This is a genomic window from Nonomuraea sp. H19 (genome assembly GCF_052068215.1).
GTDB lineage: Bacteria > Actinomycetota > Actinomycetes > Streptosporangiales > Streptosporangiaceae > Nonomuraea.
Genome location: NZ_JBQHCV010000016.1, coordinates 98,021 through 116,833, shown reverse-complemented (window position 1 = coordinate 116,833; position 18,813 = coordinate 98,021). Strand labels below are relative to the sequence as shown.

17 protein-coding genes and 1 tRNA gene are annotated in these 18,813 nt (G+C 71.6%); 4 read left to right on the top strand and 14 right to left on the bottom strand.

Features of this window, described 5'->3' with window-relative positions:
- Positions 1-26 precede the first annotated feature (26 nt).
- The 8 genes from ACTMTI_RS32230 to ACTMTI_RS32195 all read right to left on the bottom strand — a co-directional run bounded on the left by ACTMTI_RS32230 (position 27) and on the right by ACTMTI_RS32195 (position 10,532).
- A complete protein-coding gene (locus ACTMTI_RS32230) occupies positions 27-1,583 on the bottom strand; it encodes a phospholipase D family protein (protein WP_441124409.1) in 1,557 nt (518 codons plus the stop codon).
- Positions 1,584-1,612: 29 nt separating this feature from the next.
- Complete coding sequence (locus ACTMTI_RS32225; RefSeq protein WP_441124408.1) at positions 1,613-2,893, bottom strand: sensor histidine kinase; 1,281 nt, start codon at positions 2,891-2,893, stop codon at positions 1,613-1,615.
- Complete coding sequence (locus tag ACTMTI_RS32220) at positions 2,890-3,579, bottom strand: response regulator transcription factor (RefSeq protein ID WP_441124407.1); 690 nt, start codon at positions 3,577-3,579, stop codon at positions 2,890-2,892. Before ACTMTI_RS32220 ends, ACTMTI_RS32225 begins: the two co-directional genes overlap by 4 nt.
- Positions 3,580-3,672: 93 nt before the next feature.
- Positions 3,673-4,989 (bottom strand): cation:proton antiporter, encoded by a 1,317-nt coding sequence (locus tag ACTMTI_RS32215; RefSeq protein ID WP_441124406.1) that lies wholly within the window; start codon positions 4,987-4,989, stop codon positions 3,673-3,675.
- A gap of 12 nt (positions 4,990-5,001) precedes the next feature.
- Positions 5,002-6,324, bottom strand: a complete 1,323-nt coding sequence (locus ACTMTI_RS32210; protein ID WP_441124405.1) for a cytochrome P450 — start codon at positions 6,322-6,324, stop codon at positions 5,002-5,004.
- Positions 6,318-7,370: an alpha-hydroxy acid oxidase gene (locus tag ACTMTI_RS32205; protein WP_441124404.1), complete on the bottom strand. Its 1,053-nt coding sequence runs from the start codon at positions 7,368-7,370 to the stop codon at positions 6,318-6,320. The genes ACTMTI_RS32210 and ACTMTI_RS32205 overlap by 7 nt, the downstream gene beginning before the upstream one ends.
- Positions 7,371-7,372: 2 nt before the next feature.
- Positions 7,373-8,944, bottom strand: a complete 1,572-nt coding sequence (locus tag ACTMTI_RS32200; protein WP_441124403.1) for an NAD(P)-binding domain-containing protein — start codon at positions 8,942-8,944, stop codon at positions 7,373-7,375.
- Between the two features lie 70 nt (positions 8,945-9,014).
- On the bottom strand, positions 9,015-10,532 hold the full coding sequence (locus tag ACTMTI_RS32195) for a class I adenylate-forming enzyme family protein (protein WP_441124402.1): 1,518 nt from the start codon (positions 10,530-10,532) through the stop codon (positions 9,015-9,017).
- 112 nt (positions 10,533-10,644) lie between these two features.
- Between ACTMTI_RS32195 and ACTMTI_RS32190 the strand changes: the two genes are divergently transcribed.
- Positions 10,645-11,334, top strand: a complete 690-nt coding sequence (locus ACTMTI_RS32190; protein ID WP_441124401.1) for a sulfotransferase family protein — start codon at positions 10,645-10,647, stop codon at positions 11,332-11,334.
- Positions 11,335-11,392: 58 nt separating this feature from the next.
- Here the strand turns inward: ACTMTI_RS32190 and ACTMTI_RS32185 are convergent, their stop codons facing one another.
- Both ACTMTI_RS32185 and ACTMTI_RS32180 read right to left on the bottom strand, forming a co-directional pair.
- On the bottom strand, positions 11,393-12,313 hold the full coding sequence (locus ACTMTI_RS32185; RefSeq protein WP_441124400.1) for a phosphotransferase: 921 nt from the start codon (positions 12,311-12,313) through the stop codon (positions 11,393-11,395).
- 86 nt (positions 12,314-12,399) lie between these two features.
- Complete coding sequence (locus ACTMTI_RS32180; RefSeq protein WP_441124399.1) at positions 12,400-13,188, bottom strand: SAM-dependent methyltransferase; 789 nt, start codon at positions 13,186-13,188, stop codon at positions 12,400-12,402.
- A gap of 60 nt (positions 13,189-13,248) precedes the next feature.
- Here ACTMTI_RS32180 and ACTMTI_RS32175 point away from each other — a divergent pair, with 60 nt between their 5' ends.
- On the top strand, positions 13,249-14,553 hold the full coding sequence (locus ACTMTI_RS32175; protein ID WP_441124398.1) for an NAD(P)/FAD-dependent oxidoreductase: 1,305 nt from the start codon (positions 13,249-13,251) through the stop codon (positions 14,551-14,553).
- Positions 14,554-14,588: 35 nt separating this feature from the next.
- Here the strand turns inward: ACTMTI_RS32175 and ACTMTI_RS32170 are convergent, their stop codons facing one another.
- From ACTMTI_RS32170 to ACTMTI_RS32160, 3 genes are all read right to left on the bottom strand, one after another.
- Positions 14,589-14,939, bottom strand: coding sequence for a YciI family protein (locus tag ACTMTI_RS32170; protein ID WP_441124397.1), 351 nt, complete (start codon positions 14,937-14,939; stop codon positions 14,589-14,591).
- A 128-nt stretch (positions 14,940-15,067) separates the two neighbouring features.
- Positions 15,068-15,211 carry a hypothetical protein gene (locus ACTMTI_RS32165; protein WP_441124396.1) on the bottom strand — a complete coding sequence of 48 codons (144 nt, stop codon included), beginning with the start codon at positions 15,209-15,211 and terminating at the stop codon, positions 15,068-15,070.
- Positions 15,212-15,649: 438 nt separating this feature from the next.
- Positions 15,650-15,721 (bottom strand) — tRNA-Val (locus ACTMTI_RS32160).
- 451 nt (positions 15,722-16,172) lie between these two features.
- Between ACTMTI_RS32160 and ACTMTI_RS32155 the strand changes: the two genes are divergently transcribed.
- Entirely contained in the window at positions 16,173-16,589 is a 417-nt protein-coding gene (locus tag ACTMTI_RS32155; protein ID WP_020547189.1) for an SsgA family sporulation/cell division regulator, read from the top strand.
- Positions 16,590-16,616: 27 nt separating this feature from the next.
- Here ACTMTI_RS32155 and ACTMTI_RS32150 read toward each other — a convergent pair whose 3' ends face one another.
- A complete protein-coding gene (locus tag ACTMTI_RS32150; RefSeq protein ID WP_441124395.1) occupies positions 16,617-17,231 on the bottom strand; it encodes a DUF305 domain-containing protein in 615 nt (204 codons plus the stop codon).
- 80 nt (positions 17,232-17,311) lie between these two features.
- Here ACTMTI_RS32150 and ACTMTI_RS32145 point away from each other — a divergent pair, with 80 nt between their 5' ends.
- On the top strand, positions 17,312-18,688 hold the full coding sequence (locus tag ACTMTI_RS32145) for an LVIVD repeat-containing protein (protein WP_441124394.1): 1,377 nt from the start codon (positions 17,312-17,314) through the stop codon (positions 18,686-18,688).
- The last annotated feature ends 125 nt before the right edge of the window (positions 18,689-18,813 follow it).

Genomic DNA, 18,813 nt, shown 5'->3' with positions numbered 1-18,813 from the left:
AGGGCGGACGTTCGCCGGACGCGGCCCTAGAAGCCGCCCGAGCGGCGCAGGGACCTGGGGCGGCCGTCCGGGTCGATGGCGAGCCGGTAGAGCGGCAGGGCCAGCAGCTTCTGGAGCCGGGACAGGCTCGGGGACGGGTGGGGGCGCAACCGCCCCGGCGGGCGCGTCCCGGAGCGACCGCCCCGGTGCCAGCTCTCCAGGCGGTCCGCGGACCGCGCGAACGCGTCGAAGGCGGCGACCGGATCGCACAGCCCGTCGCGCTCGTCCTCGGGAAGGTCCAGATGCTCGGCCATGAGGGCCAGGCGCAGTTCGCGGGCGAATCTCAGCGCGCCGGAGGGCGGGCGGGGATCCTCGTGCTCGTCCAGGACCGCGCAGCTGAGCTCGGAGTCGTAGGTCCAGGAGCGCAGGTTGACGTTGTCGGAGCCGACCGCGGCCCAGATGTCGTCCACCACGCAGACCTTGGCGTGGACGTAGATCGGGATGCCGTGGTGGTTCTCCAGGTCGTAGATGGCGACCCGGTCGCCGCCGGCCGTCCGCAGGCGGCGCAGCGCGTCGGCGCGGCCGATGAGGCTGGCGGGGCCGGCCAGCCACCCGTCCTGGTCGGGGTGGCGCGGCACGACCACGATCATGCGCAGCTCCGGCCGGTGCTCCAGGGCCTCGGCGAACGGTTCGATCACGTCCGTCGACCACAGGTACTGGTCTTCCAGGTAGATCAGTGAGCGGGCGCGGGCCAGCACCTTGCGGTAGGCGTGGGCGATGCTGCGCTCGCCGTGAGGGGCGAACGGGTAGCCGCGGCGCCTGGCCGGATAGGTGCGCAGCAGCTGCACATTGTGGTGGCCGGCGGGCGGCGGGGGCGGGCCGGGCTCGGGCAGCGCGGGAGCGTCGTCGAGGCGTTGGAGGTGGTCGCGCAGCCGCCGCAACGGGTCGCGGGACTCGGGGGCCGGGTCCGCCCAGCGCTCCCAGAACACCTGCGCCACGTGCGCCACCGCGGGGCCGCGGATGGCGACCTGGACGTCGTGCCAGGGCGGGCGGGGGCCGTAGACGGCCGGCATCGGCGCGCGTTGCGGATCGCCCTCGTGCGTGACGTCGTCGCGGCGGCTGTGGCACAGGTCGATGCCGCCCACGAAGGCCACGTCCCTGGCCGGGTCGCGGTCGTGGCGCAGGATGACGAACTTCTGGTGGTGGGAGCCGCCCGGTTTGGTGCGCGTGTCCAGCAGGGCCTGGCCGCCGGTGGCCTCGATGTCCTCACCCAGGTGGCGGTTCTCGGCCGAGCTGAAGCGCAGCTGGTCCAGGTGGGAGCGCCAGATGAGGCCGCGTACCAGGGCGCCCCGCTCGGCCGCGGCCGCCATCGCCGCGCCCACGCTGGGCCCGTCCGGGGCGAGGCGCTCGTCGGGGTCGCCGCGCCAGTCGGCGAACAGCAGCAGGTCGTCCTTGCCCAGCTCGGCCAGGCAGGCGTTCAGCTCGGCGAAGTAGGCGGCGCCGTGCACGAGCGGGCGCACGTCGTTGCCGGCCGACCAGGGCTCCAGCCCGGTCGCCGGGTTGCCTCGCTCCTCCTCGGTGAGGAACCAGTCCTCGATGCGCATCCGGTCCCGGCTACCCCGCCAGGAAACGCTTACGCGGGTTCCCGCGCCGACCGGCCGGCCGGCTCCGGCTCGCCCGGCGGACGAGACGGCGGCCCGGCGGCGTCCGCGGGCAGCCGGACCACGAAGACGGCCCCCGCTCCGGGCCGCCCGTCGGCGGTGATGGTGCCGTGGTGGCCCTCCACCACCTCCCGTACGAGCGCCAGCCCCAGCCCGAAGCCGCCCCCCACGAACCGGGTGAAGAGGCGTTCGGTGTCGCCCGGGTCCAGGCCCGCGCCGTCGTCACGGACGGCGAGCCGGACCACGTCCGGTTCGCTGGAGAGGGTCACCCAGATGTGGCCGCCGGGCCCCGTGTGGCCGAGCGCGTTGTCCAGGAGGGCGGAGAGCACGCGGCGGAGCGCGGACTCCACTCCGCGTACGACGTGGTCGCCGGCGCCCTCGCAGCGGAGCTCGATCGTCACCTCCTGGGCCTGCGCGCGGGCGTTCTCGGCCACGACCGCCTCCGCCGCCAGCGCGGCCAGGTCCACCGGGCCGAAGGGCCGGCGCAGCCGCTGGAACCGGGCCGACTGCAGCAGGTCCTCGACCACCTCGCCGAGCTGCCTGCTGCCGGTCACGAGCTGGTCCACCTCGTCGATGAGCAGGATCGGGTCCGTGCCGCCGCGCATCCTGCGGGCGAGCAGCTGGGCGCGGGTGTTCAGGCGGGTGAGCGGGGCGCGCAGCTCATGGCTGACGTCGGCGGAGAAGCGGCGCTGGCGGGCCAGGGCCTCACCCAGCGGGGCGATCGCGCGGCGGGAGACGACCTGGCCGACGAACAACGCGGCCAGCAGCCCGGCGATCTCCGCGATGGCGAGGGTGCGCAGCAGCCTGTTCCGCTCGGCGGCCTGGTAGCGCAGGTCCATCACGGCCTGGACGATCGCGTCGCCGCGGCGCTGGGTGCGGACGAGGTAACCGCGACCGGCCACCTCGGCCTCCGTGACCCGCGGCGCGCCGCCGCGGGCGATCCGGTCCAGCTCCGCGCGTACCGGCAGCGACACCGGGGCGCCCGGAGAGCTCTGTACGGTCCCGCCGCGGAGCTCGAACAACCACACGCAGGGCGGCGGGTGGGCGACGAGGGCCCGGCCGGCGGCGGACAGCTCGCGCCGCGCGGAGGCGTCCTGCTCGTGCACCATGAAGCAGAGGATCAGCACGCCGACGAGCGCGAGCACCACCGAGATCGCCCCCGCCACCTGCGCGGTGAGCCTGCGCCGGGCGCGGACGAGCAGGCGCTGGTCCGGATCCGCCCGCCCTCGCCGCGCGTGCCGGTGCCCGTTCACAGCCCACCCAGGCGGTACCCCACGCCTCGCACGGTGCTCACGACCTTCGCTCCCAGCTTGCTGCGCAGGTAGTAGACGTAGGTGTCCACGATCGATTCCTTCTCGGCGCCGTCGAAGACGCGCTGCCGCAGCGATGTGCGGGTGTGCACCTGCCGCGGCCGCGTGGCCAGGGCGCTGAGCAGCCGGCACTCCTGTCCCGACAGCCTCACCTGCTCCCCGCTCGGCAGCCGCACGAGGTGCGCCTCGGCGTCCAGCCAGCCATCGCCGAGCGGCAGCAGCGTGGCCTGGTCGAGGTTCCTGCGGTGCAGCGCCCGCACCCTGGCCAGCAGTTCGTCCACGTCGAACGGTTTGACCAGGTAGTCCTCGGCGCCCGCGTCGAGCCCGGCGACCCGGTCGGCGACCGCTCCGAAGGCGGTGAGCATGAGCACCGGCGTGGTGACCGCCTGCCGGCGCAGCCGCCGCAGCAGGTCGATCCCGTTGAGCGTGGGCAGGCCGCGGTCGAGGATGAGCACGTCGTAGGCGCGGCTCAGCCCGAGATGCAGTCCGCGCTGCCCCTCCAGGGCCAGGTCGACGGTGTAGCCCTGCTCGGTGAACAGGCCGATCAGCATGTCCCCCAGTTCGCGGTCGTCTTCGATGAGCAGCAGCCGACGGGAGGGCGGGTCGGCCGTGCCGGATGTCCGAACCACCAGACCACGTTTGCATCACCGACGGAGAATTACCAGGTCCACTTCGCCGCTGGACTCGCGGTAAAACCGCGAGAAAGGGCCTGATCTGCGAATTTATGTGGAATTGGACCGGACGAGTTCGCCGGCGGACTGAAGCTTTCGCGCGCGTTCGAGGCGTTCCGGCAACGCCAGCTTGTAGAGCGGCAGCGCGGCGGCGGTGGTGAGCACGGCCACGAGCACGAGCATGGCGAACAGCTCCTGCGTGATCATCCCCTGGGCCAGGCCGATGTTGATGAAGATGAGGATCATCAGCCCACGGGCGTTCATGAGCGCCCCGACCGCGTACGACTCCCGCCAGCCGAATCCGAGTGCCTTCATCGACAGCGCGCAGCCGAAGTACTTGCCGCAGAACCCGGCCGCCAGGATCAGGGCGAACGCCAGCAGCATCGCGCCGCCCGCGATGCCGCCGAGGTGGGTGTTCAGCCCGGAGAAGGTGAAGAACGCCGGCAGCAACAGGGTCGAGACGACCTCCATCATGCGGCCGTGCAGCGCCTCGCGGAAGGCCGGATCGCGGGGCATGGCGAGGCCCGCGAAGAAGCCGCCGAAGACGGAGTACACGCCGATCCAGTCGGTCAGCCAGCCGGCCGTGAGCGGGATGAGGATGACGGCGTACATGGCGGTGGGGCCGAGCCGTCCGGTGCGCGCGACGGTCCTGCCCATGGGCCGCAGCATGGGGGCGACGACCTTGAGCATGACGACGGCGAACACGGCGGTCAGCGCGATGGTGGGCAGCGCCCCGGCGGGGCCGGCGCCGAGGTGCATGGCCGACAGGACGGCCAGGAGGCACCAGGCCAGGGCGTCGTCGATGGAGGCGGCCACCAGGGTGAGCCGGCCGATCGGCGAGTTCTCCAGGCCGCGCTCGTACAGGATCCTGGCCAGCATGGGGAACGCGGTCAGGGACAACGCGCCGCCGACGAACAGGGCGAACTGAACCGGGCTGACGTCGGGGCGGGAGAGCAGGCCGTGTAACACCAGTCCCGCGCCGAAGCCGAGCAGCAGCGAGGGGACGATCCCCGAGGCGGCCAGAACCGAGGCCTTGCGCACCTCGCCGGGGGTCTGCGCGCTGTGATCGAGCCCCGCGCCGACCAGGAACATGTAGAGGGTCAGCCCGATGGTGCTCAGCACGTACAGGACCGGCCTGACCTCGGGCGGGAACAGCGCCGCCTGGGCCTCGGGGAACAGCCAGCCGAACAGCGTCGGCCCGAGAAGCACGCCGGCGACCATCTCGCCGAGCACGCGGGGCTGCATCACCATTTGCGCCAGCCGGCCGCAGAGGGCCGCGGCGAGCAGGATGACGACGAGGGCGGGCAGGACCTTGAGGATGAGGGCGAGGTTCGGGTCGGGGGCCGCTACCTGGGCCAGGAGGAGCATAGCGTTCTCCGCTCAGCGATGGGTGACGGGGCATGCGGCGAAGTGGCGCTCGCACAGTCGTCGCCGGCGCGCGTCCCACACCATGTAGGTGCCGAGAACGAGCTGGACGAGGCTGCGCCAGACGTCCTCCCAGCGGTCGCGCACGCGCATCCACGCCAGCGCGGCGCGGGCGGGTCCGGGGGCGTCCAGCGGGGTGAGCAGGCACGGTCCCCGGTTGGGCAGGGACCGGGTGTGCGCGGCGGTGGAGGCGAGGGCGTACCGGGCGAGGATCTCCCGGGTGGCGGCCCGCATGGTGATCGGCGCCAGCCGCCAGGCCGGGCAGGGCCGGTTGGCGGCGACGCCGAACGGGATGTGGTTGAGCTCCCTGGCGGGCCGGTGGAAACGGCTGGGGTCGAAGCGGTCCGGGTCCGGATGCCCAGTGCGGTGGAACTCGGGGTAGTCGAAGCAGAGCACCGAGCCGGCCGGGATCGTGGTGCGCGCCTCGAGCTCGATGTCGCCGGTGGTGATGCGGTGGGCGATGCCGAACAGCGGATAGAGCCGCATGGCCTCGGCGATCACGTGGTCGAGGTGGCGGTCGTCGGCGTGGCGGGCGCTGTCCTGCACGCCGGGGTGCTGGGCGAGGACCATCAGCAGGTGGGCCATGGCCTCCGACATCTGCACGACGGCCGTGTTGAAGAAGGCGCCCTGCAGGTAGAAGGCCTGCTCCTGGGGCGACAGGCCGGGCGGGAGCGGGACGCGCACCTGGGGCAGGCGGCCGAGCAGGTAGCGGGTGAGCCGGTGGCGGCGTTCCATGTGCCGCAGGCCGCAGCATTTGAGCGCGGTGACGACGTCGTCGGCGTTGCCGACGATCAGGTCGCGGGCCTCGCGCGGGCACGGCGCGGCGAAGACGAGCTCGTAGTAGAACTCCGCCCAGAGCGGCATCATCAGGTCACGCAGCCGGACCAGGCCCCGCGCGTCCCCGAGCGTACGCGCGGCGCAGCGGCGGGTGAGCTCCTCGGCCTCGGCCCGCGGCACGGCCAGCAGGGCGCGCGTGGTGCGGGCGACGGCGTCGTAGGTCTCCCCCGCCTCCAGGTGCTCCTGGTGCATCTCCGGGCCCGGCGACAGCCAGTACCAGAACAGGTCCGACAGCGCCGCGCCCTTGCTGCGCCCGCCGGCCGCCGGATGGGAGTAGACCTCCTTGAACCGGTCGACGCCGACCAGGTCGCCGGGCACGGGGATGTCCTCCTGGCCGTTGATCCGGTTGAAGACGCGTACGCGCAGCGCCACGATGCGGGCGGGCAGCCACCACGGCAGGCTCGCCAGCACCGCGATCGCCAGCAGGATCGCGATCAGCATGACCGTCGCACCATTCCCGGGTCCAGGTCGTGGATCGACGCGCAGCCGCACAGGGTGAGGGCGTGCTCGACCTCCGCGCGCAGCAGGCCGAGCACGCGGCCGACGCCCCGCTCGCCGCCGGCCGCCAGCCCCCAGAGCACCGGCCTGCCGACCGCGACCGCGGCGGCGCCGAGCGCCAGGGCCTTCAGCACGTCGGTGCCGCGCCGCACGCCGCCGTCCAGCAGGACGGGTACGGCGCCGCCGACCGCCGCCACGATGTCCGGCAGCAGGTCGATCGTGGCGGGCACGGTGTCGAGCTGCCGTCCGCCGTGGTTGGACACCATGATCGCGGCGGCGCCGTGGTCGAGCGCGAGCCGGGCGTCGGCCGGGTGCGTGATGCCCTTGAGCACGATCGGCAGCGACGTCATGTCCCTGAGCCGGTCGAGGTGCTCCCACGACAGCTCGGGCGCCATGACGACAGGCCGCACCCGGCCGCCGCGAGCCCCGTCACGCAGGTTCTCGCAGCACAGGTGCCCGGGCAGGTCGTGGAAGCCGTTGCGCAGATCGCGCTCGCGCCGCCCGAGCGCGGGCGAGTCCACGGTGACGACCAGCGCCTTGCACCCGGCCGCCGCGGCCCGCCGGACGAGCTTCCCGGTGAAGGCCTGGTCCGGCTGGATGTACAGCTGGAACCAGAGCTCGGCCTCGGGCGCCGCGGCGGCCACGTCCTCGATGGCGACGGTCGCGGCCATGCTGACGATCATGATGGTCTCCGCCGCCGCCGCGGCCCGCGCCGTGGCCCGCTCGCCCTCGGGGTCGGCGAGCCGGTGGAACGCGGTCGGCGCGATCAGCACGGGCATGGCCGCGCGGCTGCCGAGCAGGGTGATGCCGGTCTGGAGCTTGGTCACGCCGCGCAGCACCCGCGGCAGCAGGCCGAGCCGGCCGAACGCGGCCTCGTTGGCCCGCACCGTGACCTCGTCCCCGGCGCCGCCGGCGAAGTAGTCGTAGTGCGCGGGGTCGAGGCGGGCGCGAGCCTCGGCCTCGAACTCGCGCAGGGTCGCCAGGTCCATGATCACACCGGGACGGTCGCGGTCTGGCGGGCGAAGAAGGCCCTGAGGGGTTCGACGTGGATCTCCTCGGAGGTCCACTCGTTCTCCAGGTTCTCGGTGATGTGGTGGGTGACGACGGGCCGTCCCGGCCGGTGGTGGCGTACGACGGGGTGCAGGTAGTGGCCCTCGTGGGCGCGGGCGGAGTCGCTCTGGCCGATGCGGGCGACCGCGATGTCGAACGGGTCCGCCTTGTCGTGGTCGGGGCCGTACTCCAGGGTGATCGCGAAGTGGCCGTGGTCGCCGATCGGCTCGTCCAGGTCGTACGGCACTTCCTCCAGGTAGCGGGCGATGCCGTCGCCGTCGAGCACGATGACGTCGGCCAGCAGCCCGAACTGCTGCCACAGGGCCGAGGTGCGGTTGACCCGGTCGATGACAGCGGTCGCGAGCGGCCCCGGTTGGGCCGCGAGCATCTTGGCGGGCCACGGGACGCCGTGGTGGCGGGACTCCAGGATGCGGTGCAGGGCGCGCACGCCGTACCGGAAGCCGTGGATGAAGCCGCTGGTGCCCTGCTTGAAGTCGCGGGACTGGGTGATCGTGCCCGCGAAGTAGAGATCGGGCACGTTGGCGGACTCGTAGGCGGGGGTGAGCGCCGGGAACCTGCCATTGATCATCAGTTCGGGGCGGCACTCGTCAGCGAAGACCGAGGCGTCGAAGCGGAAGCCGGTGCAGACGATCACGCGGTCGTACGGGATGTCCTTGGTGACCTCGTCGACGCGGGCGAAGGCCACGGTCACCAGATAGGAGCCGTCGGGCCGGCGTTCGATGCGCCGGACGTCGCCGTCGAGCAGGGCGTTCTGGGATTTGAGCTGGTAGGTGTCGAGCAGGTTGTTGTTGACCGCGCGCAGGTGGCCGACGTAGTGGGTGCGCCAGGCCATGCGCACCGAGTTCGGGCCCGCGACGTGGATGACGGCGGCGGTCTCCATCAGGTTGTCGGCGGTCTCGAAGGCGGAGTTGCCCTTGCCGATGATGAGCACCCGCCGGTCGACGTAGTCGGCCGGGTCGGCGGAGGCGGTGCCGTACAGGTCGGCGGTCTCGATGCCCGGGATGGGCGGGATGTTGGGGCGGCTGACGCCGGTCGCCACGACCACCCGTTTCGCCTCGTACGTGCGGCCGTGCTCGTCGGTCACCACGAACGGTCCGCGATGGTCACCGCCGGGGCGGGCGACGCGGGCCACGCGGGCGTCGTACGCGATGCGCAGCCCCGTCGACTCGGCGAAGTCGGCGAGGTAGCGGACCATGTCGTCGGCGTGCGGGAAGTACCGGTCGCTGTAGCGGGTGAACAGCAGGCCGGGGTCGTCCGACAGCAGCGAGTTCCAGTCCATCCGGAGGTTGAGCTCGGGATCGTCCCATCCGGTGTGCTTCTTGTTGATCGAGATGAGCGTGCGATGGCGCGGGAAGGTGCGGAAGAACTGGCCCGGGGCGGGGCCCGCTTCGAGGATCAGGTACTCGCGCCCGGCCTTCTGCAGGTAGTACCCGAGCTGCAGGCCCGCCGGGCCCGCGCCGATCACCAGGTAGTCGAGGGCCTTGTCCGGCACTGACGCCTCCATCACAACGATGTGGTTGAAAGGACAACATCAGTGTTGGCGGACAATTCTCAGAAATTGCTCAGAGAGCGGTCTGACCGTGCCGGGCCAGCAGGGCGCGCTTGTCGGGCTTGCCGCTGGCGGCGATCGGCACGTCGTGCACCACCGTGATCGTCTTGGGCCCGCTGTCCTCGCCGAGCTCGGCCTTGACCAGCGCGGACAGGGCGGCCGGGTCCGGGGTCCGGCCCGCCGCGGGCACGACGAACGCGTGCACGGCCTCGCCGGTGTCCTCGTCGGGCGCGCCGGCCGCGTACGCCTCGTCGACGTCGGGGTGGGCGTTCAGGACGCGCTCGATCGGGCCGGCGTACACGACGAGGGCGTTGACCAGGATCACGTCCCGGGAGCGCCCTTCCAGGTGCAGGAAGCCGTCCTCGTCCACGTATCCGAGGTCGCGGGTGCGTATCCAGCCGTCCCTGAGCGTGTCGCGGGTCTGCGCCTCGTCGCCCCAGTAGCCGGACATCACGTACGGGCTGCGCACGTGGATCTCGCCCGTCCGCCCCTTCGGCAGCTCCCGGTCGTCCCCGTCGCGCACGCTGATCTCGACCATGGGATGCGGCAGGCCCACCGAACCCAGGCCGCGGCCCGCGGTGATGTGCTCCGGGGTCAGCATGGAGATGTTGCTCGCCTCGGTCTGCCCGTATCCGACGTAGACGACGGGCCCCAGCCGTTCCACCGCGGCCGCCAGGCGCCGCGCGCTGATCGGCGAGCCGGAGACCATCAGCGCCCGCAGGCTGCCGACGTCGGCCGCGTCCTCCTCCAGGAGCCGCAGCATCTGGTACAGCCGCGGCACGGTCACGATCGAGCCGGTGATCCGGTGCCGCTCGATCGCATACGGGAACAGCGGCCGCCCGTCGTCCTCGGGGATCACCGCGGTGCCGCCGCCCAGCAGGCACAGCCCCACGAACTCCAGCACGACGATGCTGGAGAGCGTGCCGAACAGCAGGTAGCGCTCGAAGTGCCGGGCGAGGGCGGTGGAAACCGGCGACCACACGCCCGGCTGCCACGACCAGTGCTCCGTGAGCGCCCGGTAGGTGATCGCGCAGCCCTTGGGTCGCCCGGTGCTGCCGCTGGTGAACACCAGCGCGGCCACGTCGCCGGGACGCGCCGACACGGTGAGCGGCCGGCCGTCGTCCGGGTACGCCAGCAGATCGGCCGCCTCCGGGCAGGGGCCGAGCGACAGCACCTGCTTGCCGGACAGCTCCGGGGCCGCCGTGGCCGGGTCCACGAGCACGGCGTCGACGTCCATGCCGAGCATGTGGGCGAGCTGGGCGGGGGTGTACCCGGGGCGGATGCCCACGACGCGGCAGCCGAGCGCGTGCGCGGCCATGTGGGCGGCGAACGCCTCGGGGGTGACGGCGGTGCGCACGGCCACCGCCCGCCCAGGGCCGAGGCCCGCGTCCGCCATCGCGCCCGCCAGCCGCCTGATCAGATCGAGCAGCTCGCCTCGCGACACGATCCTGCCCGCGTGCTCGAAGGCGGGCGTGCCGGGCGCGGCACGCAGCGCGTCGAGCAGGGGATGCGGGAAGAGCGGTTCAGGCATGTACGGCTCCCCTCTGGGCTTTTCCGGAACTTCGTCATATAACCGGATTCACCGTGACGCTAGACAGCCCAGATCAGAGCCGGATCAGAAACGTACGGGTGGTGAGCGCGACGTGAAGGTGATCGGCGCGGGGTTCGGGCGGACGGGGACCCGCTCGCTGAAGGCGTCACTCGAACTGCTGGGGTACGGCCCCTGCTACCACATGTCCGCGGTCATCGCGGAGCCGTACCGGGTGCGCCAGTGGCTCGACGTCGGCGAGGGCGGCTCCCGCGACTGGGACGCGGTGTTCGCCGGCTTCCGGTCGGCGCTGGACTGGCCCGCCGCCGCCTACTGGCGCGAGCTGGCCGCGCACTACCCCGACGCCAAGGTCATCCTCACCGTCCGCGACCCGGAGCGCTGGTACGACAGCGTCAGCGAGACCATCTTCCGCAGCGCCCTGGCCGAGCGGCGCCCGCTGCCCCTGCACCGCCGGGTGATCCGCCGGCTGGTGGCGCGGCGGGCCCCCGACTTCGCGCTCTACCCGCGGATGGCCAGGGCCACCATCATGGACCGCGTCTTCGACGGCCGCATCGGCGACCGCGACCACGTGCTCGGCGTCTTCGACCGGCACCTCGCCGAGGTGAAGGCGGCGATCCCGGCCGAGCGGCTGCTGGTGTTCGACGTCGGGGAGGGGTGGGGGCCTTTGTGCGCGTTCCTCGGCGTGCCCGTGCCCGGGCAGCCGTTCCCGCAGGCCAACGAGCGGGCGGCGTGGCAGGCCAAGCGGCAACGCCGGCGACTGGGGCTGATCCTGCGCGGCCGGTGAGCCGTCGCCGTGCGCGCCCGCGCAGCCCTCTCCGTGCGCGCCCGCGCAGCTCGACGGCTCAGAGTGCGGCCAGCAGAGCGTCGATCCTCGCCGGGGTCAGCGGCCGGTCGAGCATCGTGCTCAGCCGGGCGCGGGCCCTGGCCCGGTTCTCCTCGGACTCCGCCGGGGACAGGGCGCGCCTGGCGTAGAACTCCAGGAGATGCCCCTGCTCGGCGATCGCCATGGAGAAGTCGACCGGCTCGGCCACCGTCGCGGGCCCGCCCGCGGCCCGATAGGCGCGGTATGCCGTGACCGCGTCCGCCGGCGAAAGCTCCACCAGGATCTTCGCCAGCTCCCACGCCGGCCGCGCCTGCCCGCAGTTCTCCCAGTCCAGCACGACCACGCCGCCGTCGGCCGCGCGGCGCACGTTCTCGACGTTGACGTCGCGGTGGCAGGTGGTGAGGGACTCCCGGCCGGGCGGCGTCACCAGAGCGTCCAGCGCGAGGAGATCGGGAAGGGCCCGCTCCAGCGCCGGCGCCCATTCACCACCGGCCGCCGCCAGCGCCTCCCACCCGGAACGCCCGACGGGCTCGGAGAACCACGGGTCCGCCGGTCCCCCGGCCGGATGCCCCACCCCGTGCAGCCCGGCCGTCACGATGCCGAGCTCGGCCCCCGTCACCACGTCGCCGTCCGCCAGGTCGACCCACTCGTACACCCGCCACCCCCCGTCGAACAGCACGTCGCCGTCCGCCGTCATGACGGGCCGCGGCAGTCGTACACCCGCCTTCCTGGCGGCGAGCTGGAACTCCGCGTCCTTCCGCGCGCCCGCCTCCTCGGCGGGCACGAGCAGTTCCTTGACGGCCCACGAACCGCGCCCGGTGTCCAGGCGCCAGATCCGCCCCAGTTCGCCGCGCGCCGCGTACACCGGCGGGCCGAGCGGCTCCCCCAGCCCGTACGCCTGCGCCACGGCCCTCATCAGCTCGCCCGATGGCTCTCTCAACGTCCCTCCTCACCCGATCGGCCGGCGGCGTCCAGCACTGGCCGTGACCGCCCCACCCCTCTGTGGCCGTGGTGACTGACCGGACGTCAGGCCTTGCGGGCGACCCCGGCGAGCCACCACGACGTCCCGCCCGCGCCTGCGCGGCGCCACTCGCCGACCCCCACCAGGCCCGGCTCGACGAGTTCGAGCCCGTCGAAGAGCGCCTCGATCTCCTTGCGCGGCCGGAAATGCAGCCCTCCGCGATAAAGCTCCCGCGTGGCGGCGATGCGCGGGTCGTCGGGCACGCCCCCATCGGACAGGTGCGTGATGACCACGTGGCTCCCCGAGGGCAGCCGATCCGCCAGCCGCCGCACGAGAGCGGCCGGATCGTCGGAGTCGGGCACGAAATGCAGGACCGCGATGAGGATCACGGCCACCGGCCGGCCGACGTCGATCAGCCCGGCCAGTTCGGGGGCCTCCAGGATGGCCTCGGGCTCGCGCACGTCCCCGCCCACGACCGCAGTGCCGCGCCCCCTGTCCAGCAGCGCGCGGGCATGGCTGAGCACGATGGTGTCGTTGTCCACGTACGCGACCCTGGCGTCGGGATCGACGGCCTGCGCCACCTCGTGCACGGGGCGCTCGGCGGGGATCCCGGCGCCGATGTCCACGAACTGCCGGATGCCCACCCCCCGCGTCAGGTAGTCGACGGCCCGTACCAGGAACTCCCGGTTCTCCCTGGCCGCGACGCGCACCTCGGGCGCCATCGCGAGCACCGCCTCCGCGGCCGCCCGGTCGGCGGCGAAGTTGTCCTTGCCGCCCAGAAAGTAGTTGTAGATCCGGGCCGGGTTCGGGACACGCGGGTCGACTCCAGGAAGTCCTGCCTCGTTTTCGGACACATCGCCCAGAGTAAATGATCAGGGCTTGGCAGAATGGCGTTCCTGAGAGATCTTGGCCCAATGGATCATGCGGTGGTGTTCGGGGCCGGGCTCGCGGGGCTGCTGTCCGCGCGCGTGCTCGCCGATCGGTTCGAGCGGGTCACGGTCGTCGAACGCGACCGGCTGACGCGGGGGCCGCGGCGCGGGGTGCCGCAGGGCAGGCACGCGCACGCGCTCCTGCCGCGCGGCCAGGAGATCATCGACGAGCTGTTCCCCGGCGTGGTGGAGGAGATGGTGGCGGCGGGCGCCGTCACGTACCGGCCTCTGGTGCAGGCCCGCATGGTGCTCGGCGGGAACCTGATGTGCCGGACCCCGATGCCGGGCCAAGGGCTGGCCCTGACCCGGCCGTTCCTGGAGGATCACGTACGCCGCCGGCTGCTCGCGCTGCCCGGCGTGGAGCTGCTGGACGGCTGGGACGCCGTCGGGCCGGTCTTCCGCGCGGACGCGGTGGCGGGCGCCCGGATCGGGCGGCCGGGCGAGGACCGCACGCTCGACGCGAACCTGGTCGTGGACGCCATGGGCCGGGCCGGCCGGGCCGCGGTGTGGCTGGGCGAGAGCGGATTCGACCGGCCTGCGGTCGAGGAGGTCGCCGTCGACGTCGGGTACGCCACCTGCTACCTCGACCTGCCGGATGACGCCTTCGGCGGCGACCTGCTGATCCTCATCGGCAGCACGCCGGCCAACCCGCGCGGCATCGCGCTGTTCCGCGTCGAGGGCGAGCGGTGGATCCTGAGCGCGGGCGGCATGTGCGGCGACCACCCGCCCACCGACCATGACGGCTTCCTCGACTACGTGGCCACCGTGGTCCCGCCGTCGATGCCGGACGTGCTCCCCGCCTTACGCGCCGCTCCGCCGCCCGCGGAGATCGTCCCCGCCCGCTTCCCGAACGCCGTACGCCGCCGCTTCGACCGGCTGCGCCGCCTGCCCCGCGGCCTGATCGCGGCCGGCGACTCGATCTGCAGCGTGGACCCGCTGTACGGCCAGGGCATGAGCGCCGCCGCCCTGCACGCCGTCGCGCTGCGCGACACCCTCGCCCGCGGCCGCGACGACCTGGAACGCCGCTACTTCGGCGCCGCCCTGCGCGTCACCGAACCCGTCTGGCAGCTCGCCCTCTCGGCGGACCTGGCCTTCCCCGGCGTCCCCGGCGAGCCGCCCCTGGCCTCCCGGCTGATCGGCCGGTACGTCGGGCGGGTGCAGCGCGCGGCCACCCGCGATCCGTCATGCGCGATCGCGTTCGCCCGCGTCGTCGGCCTCCTGGACCCGCCGGCCGCCCTGATGCGCCCGGCCGTCGTCCGCCAGGCCATCAGGCACGGCTCGCGCTCATGAGCTCCCGAGCCCTGGACCCGTAAGGCTCAGGCAGATCACGCCGGCGCCTGCCACACAGGCCGGATCTCGATCCCCGCCCCCGTCGGGCAGTGCCGGGCGATCTCCTCGGCCTCGCCCAAGTCAGCGCACTCCACCAGGTAGAAGCCGGCCAGGTCCTGCGCCAGAGGCATGAAGGCCCCGTCGGCGGCCTCGACGCCGCCGCCGGCTGACCGGCGCAACGCCCGCGCCTCCGTGCCCGGCTTGAACGCCTCCCCCGAGAACGCGACCCCTCGTTCCTCCAGATACCGCGCAAATGCCGCGTGCTCCTCGATCGCCGCCTTCATCTGCTCCTCGGAGACCTGCTCCCAGTAACCCTCGGGATCGAACAACAGCAGTGCAAACTTCATCGCAACCTCCCACAACGATGATGAACGACTGGCACGGAAAATCGACACCTCGTCCTCTGCCGCCTGCTTTGGCTTCGGCCTGTTCGGCGCGTCCGCCGTGGGCGTGTGCCGGAACAACCTGGGGCGGCCTAGCTCGGGATGACGCCGGCGTCGGCGAGGACGGCGAGGAACAGGCCGAGGCAGAGCAGGGCTATGGGCCACACCTTCTGGGTGGCTGCTAGGACGGCGCCTGCGAGAAGGGCTACGAGGGCGAGGATGATGAGTATGTTCACGCGCTCTCGTTCCTGCGGTGATGACGTGTGGTAGTTCCACAGCCCGGCGGATCGGAGAATGTCCGTGCGGATTCCCACTCTATGTGTCGAAGTTGGCGCTCTTCACGCTCTACAGCGCGACCGGCAACACCTGTCCATCCCGTCCGCCATCGACCCACCGCGACGCGGCAGCGGGCCGGCGACGGAGGCGCAGGCCCGGCTTCGCGCATACGTTCGCCCGCGCACTTTCCGCAGCCATTGGACGCCAATGGTCACAGCCGGGCTTACGGCGGAGGAGGCGGCCTGTGGGCTTGCCTGGGTCGATGGCAGCCAGGATGGCGCGACCGTCATGGATCGGATCTTTCCAGGTAACGACCGTGGAGCGGGACAGTTGCTCAGTTAGTCACTTGGAAGATCAAAAGGGCCACTCCCGTGTTGGGATGTGGCCCTTGAGTTCGGTGGGCGATACTGGGATCGAACCAGTGACCTCTTCGGTGTGAACGAAGCGCTCTCCCGCTGAGCTAATCGCCCGCCCTGCCGGTCCTCGCGGTGCCGACGTGGAAAACCATACCGCACTCTGGCACGTGCTGGCGAAGCGAAAGCGCGATCCGGAGGGGTTGGCAGGCGAGGGCGAGGGGAGGGATTCGGGTGAAAGGCGGCGGTTGCCCACCGGCAGCAGGGGTCGGTGGCATACGATCGTCGTGTTCCGGAAGGCATCGATCGCGATCTTCAGGAAGAACGTTCACGGTCGGCCCGCTGGAACAAGATCCACAAGACGCAAAACCCTTGCAAATGCGACCCGATTGATGCCGTTTAGCCTGGTAGATGCCTAAATGTCCAGCTGTGATGTGCGTTACAGAAGGCCCCTGAAGCGGAATCTTTCCTAGAGGTTTCTTCGTTCCGCGTCATAGCTCAGGACGAAGTCCGTCAGAGCAGTGAAAGCCCCGAAGAGGGGACCTACGACGAAAAGGTTTGGCTGACGATGAACAGCACCACCGTCTCCGCCGAGCTTGGCCTTCGGCTTGTGGTCCCCGACCGTACTACCGTCCCCCTGCTCGCCGGACTGAGTTACACAGCCGACGATCCGTATGCCATCCGCATGGCTTTCCACGTAGGGAACGACGAGCCGGTCGAGTGGATCTTCGCCCGCGAGTTGCTCACCGTGGGCATCGTGCGGCGTGTCGGCGACGGCGACGTGCAGGTGTGGCCCGCGCGCGCCGACGGCGAGCGCACGCTGCACATCAGCCTCACCTCGCCGTTCGGACAGGCGCTCTTCGAAGTGCCGCTGGCCCCGCTCACCGAGTTCCTCCATCGCACCTACGAGAAGGTGCCGGCGGGGCGCGAGACCGATTTCATGGACCTGGACGCCGAGCTGACGAACATGCTCTGGCCTTCGTGAGCCGGCAGCATCCCTCCTCCTCATGACCTAGGCGGGCAGCGAGTCCAGGACCTGCTTCATACGGGCGATCTCGATGCTCTGTCCCGAGTACACGTCCTTTGCCAGCATCCGCATGCGCTGGTCGCGCCCGTTGGCCAGTTCCTCACCGGCCATCTTGACCGCGCCCTGGTGGTGCTTGGTCATGAGCTGCAGGAACAGCCGGTCGAAGGCCGTTCCCCGGGCGGCGCGCAGGGCGTTCAGCTCCTCCTCGGACGCCATCCCGTAGCCGGCCGCCTGCCCGTGCTCGTGCCCGGCGGGGGCCTGGCGGCCCAGCTCGGCGAGCCAGCCGGTCATGGCCTTGATCTCCGGCGTCTGCGCGGCCGTGATCGAGCGGGCGAAGGCGCGGATCGACGGCGTGGTGGTGCGCTCGTCCACCAGGGAGGTCATCTCCAGGGCCTGGCGGTGATGAGGGATCATTGCCTCTGCGAAGCGGACATCCGAGGCTGTGGCCGGCTTTGGCGTCTGCCCGACCCGCTCCCCCGGCGTCGCCGTACGACCTGGGCCTCCTGGGCTTCCCGGCACCAGGACGGGCGCATCCGTACCTATGGGAGAGGGTAGGCCGGAGGGCCGCGAGGAGCAGGCTGCAAGGGCAAATATCGCCATAACTGTGATGAAGACCGTACGCGGCCACGAACCTGCTGGCATAGCTTCCATAGTGAACTACGAGACAAAGGGGATGCGCGTTGATCTCTGCCAAGTTGCGCGGAGCGGTGTTGTGCACGGTGCTGTTAATGGTCTCCGCATGCGTGGCGGGCCCGTTGCCGGCGACACCCGCGACCACACTGCAGGAGACCAGCGCTCCAGCGAATACGCCCGCCCCGCCCACCGGCGACGTGATGAAGAGCGACAACGTCGAGCACGTCGCCCACGTGCCGCGGACCGCGCCGTTCAACGGGGACGATGACCTCAACACGGACCTGGCGTTCCAGGGCGACTACGCATACGTCGGGAACTTCGGCGGGTTCTCGATCTACGACATCAGCGATCCGGCGAAGCCGGCGATCGTGAGCCAGGTGGCCTGCCCCGCGCAGCAGAACGACGTCACCGTCCACGGCGACCTGCTGATCCTGTCCATCGACGAGCCGCGCGGCGGCCCGGAGTGCGACGCGGGCGACGGCGAGCGCGCCTGGGAGGGGCTGCGCATCTTCGACGTCAGTGACAAGAAGAGCCCCAAGTACGTCGGCGCGGTCCAGACCGAGTGCGGCTCGCACACCCACACGATGGTGCCCGCCGGGGACAAGCTTTACGTGTACGTCTCCTCGCCCGGCCCCGAGCCCGACTCGGCGACCTGCCCGGCGCCGCACGAACTCATTCAGATCGTAGAAGTCCCGATAAATTCGCCACAATCCGCAAAAATCGTGGCGAAGCCGAATATCTTCCCTGAGCGTCAGCACTCCGACTTCGCCTCCGGCTGCCACGACATCACCGCCTACCCGGAGAAGAAGCTGGCCGCGGCCGCCTGCTTCGGCGACGGCGTGCTGCTCGACATCTCCGACCCGGTCCAGCCGAAGGTCCTGCAGCAGCTCACCGACACCGAGAACTTCCAGATCTGGCACTCGGCGACGTTCAACAACGCCGGGACGAAGGTCGTGTTCGGCGACGAGCTGGGCGGCGGCGGCCAGGCCACCTGCGACCGCAACACCCCGGCAACGAAGGGCGCCAACGCCGTCTACGACCTCGTGGACGGCAAGCTGGAGCGGCGCAGCTACTTCAAGATCCCGAGGGAGCAGCAGCCGCAGGAGAACTGCGTGGCGCACAACGGCTCCCTGATCCCGGTGCCTGGCAAGGACATCATGGTCCAGTCGTGGTATCAGGGCGGCGTGTCGATCTGGGACTTCACCGACTCGGCGAACCCCAAGGAGATCGGCTACTTCGAGCGCGGCCCGCTCGGCGGCGGCGGCATCGCGGGCTCGTGGTCGGCGTACTACTACAACGGCTACATCTACTCCAGCGACATGCACGAGGGCCTGGACGTCCTGCGGATCAACGATCCGCTCACCGATCCGGCCAAGCAGGTCAAGATGGACGACTTCAACGTCCAGACCCAGAAGTCGTACTGAGCCCCGCCCGGCGCCGCCGCCCCACGTGGCAGCGCCAGCAGGCGCCTATTCGGGTGCCGAGATCGTTCCCTCCGCCAGCCGCGCCGTACGTCGTGGTGCAGGCGGAGTGAGCTCGGTGGCCCCGG

Excerpts from the sequence above, each read along its gene's own strand:
- ACTMTI_RS32230 (WP_441124409.1), bottom strand. The coding sequence starts at position 1,583 with ATGCGCATCGAGGACTGGTTCCTCACCGAGGAGGAGCGAGGCAACCCG.
- ACTMTI_RS32215 (WP_441124406.1), bottom strand. The coding sequence starts at position 4,989 with ATGCTCCTCCTGGCCCAGGTAGCGGCCCCCGACCCGAACCTCGCCCTC.
- ACTMTI_RS32210 (WP_441124405.1), bottom strand. The coding sequence starts at position 6,324 with ATGCTGATCGCGATCCTGCTGGCGATCGCGGTGCTGGCGAGCCTGCCG.
- ACTMTI_RS32205 (WP_441124404.1), bottom strand. The coding sequence starts at position 7,370 with ATGGACCTGGCGACCCTGCGCGAGTTCGAGGCCGAGGCTCGCGCCCGC.
- ACTMTI_RS32195 (WP_441124402.1), bottom strand. The coding sequence starts at position 10,532 with ATGCCTGAACCGCTCTTCCCGCATCCCCTGCTCGACGCGCTGCGTGCC.
- ACTMTI_RS32175 (WP_441124398.1), top strand. The coding sequence starts at position 13,249 with ATGGATCATGCGGTGGTGTTCGGGGCCGGGCTCGCGGGGCTGCTGTCC.
- ACTMTI_RS32170 (WP_441124397.1), bottom strand. The coding sequence starts at position 14,939 with ATGAAGTTTGCACTGCTGTTGTTCGATCCCGAGGGTTACTGGGAGCAG.
- ACTMTI_RS32155 (WP_020547189.1), top strand. The coding sequence starts at position 16,173 with ATGAACAGCACCACCGTCTCCGCCGAGCTTGGCCTTCGGCTTGTGGTC.
- ACTMTI_RS32150 (WP_441124395.1), bottom strand. The coding sequence starts at position 17,231 with ATGGCGATATTTGCCCTTGCAGCCTGCTCCTCGCGGCCCTCCGGCCTA.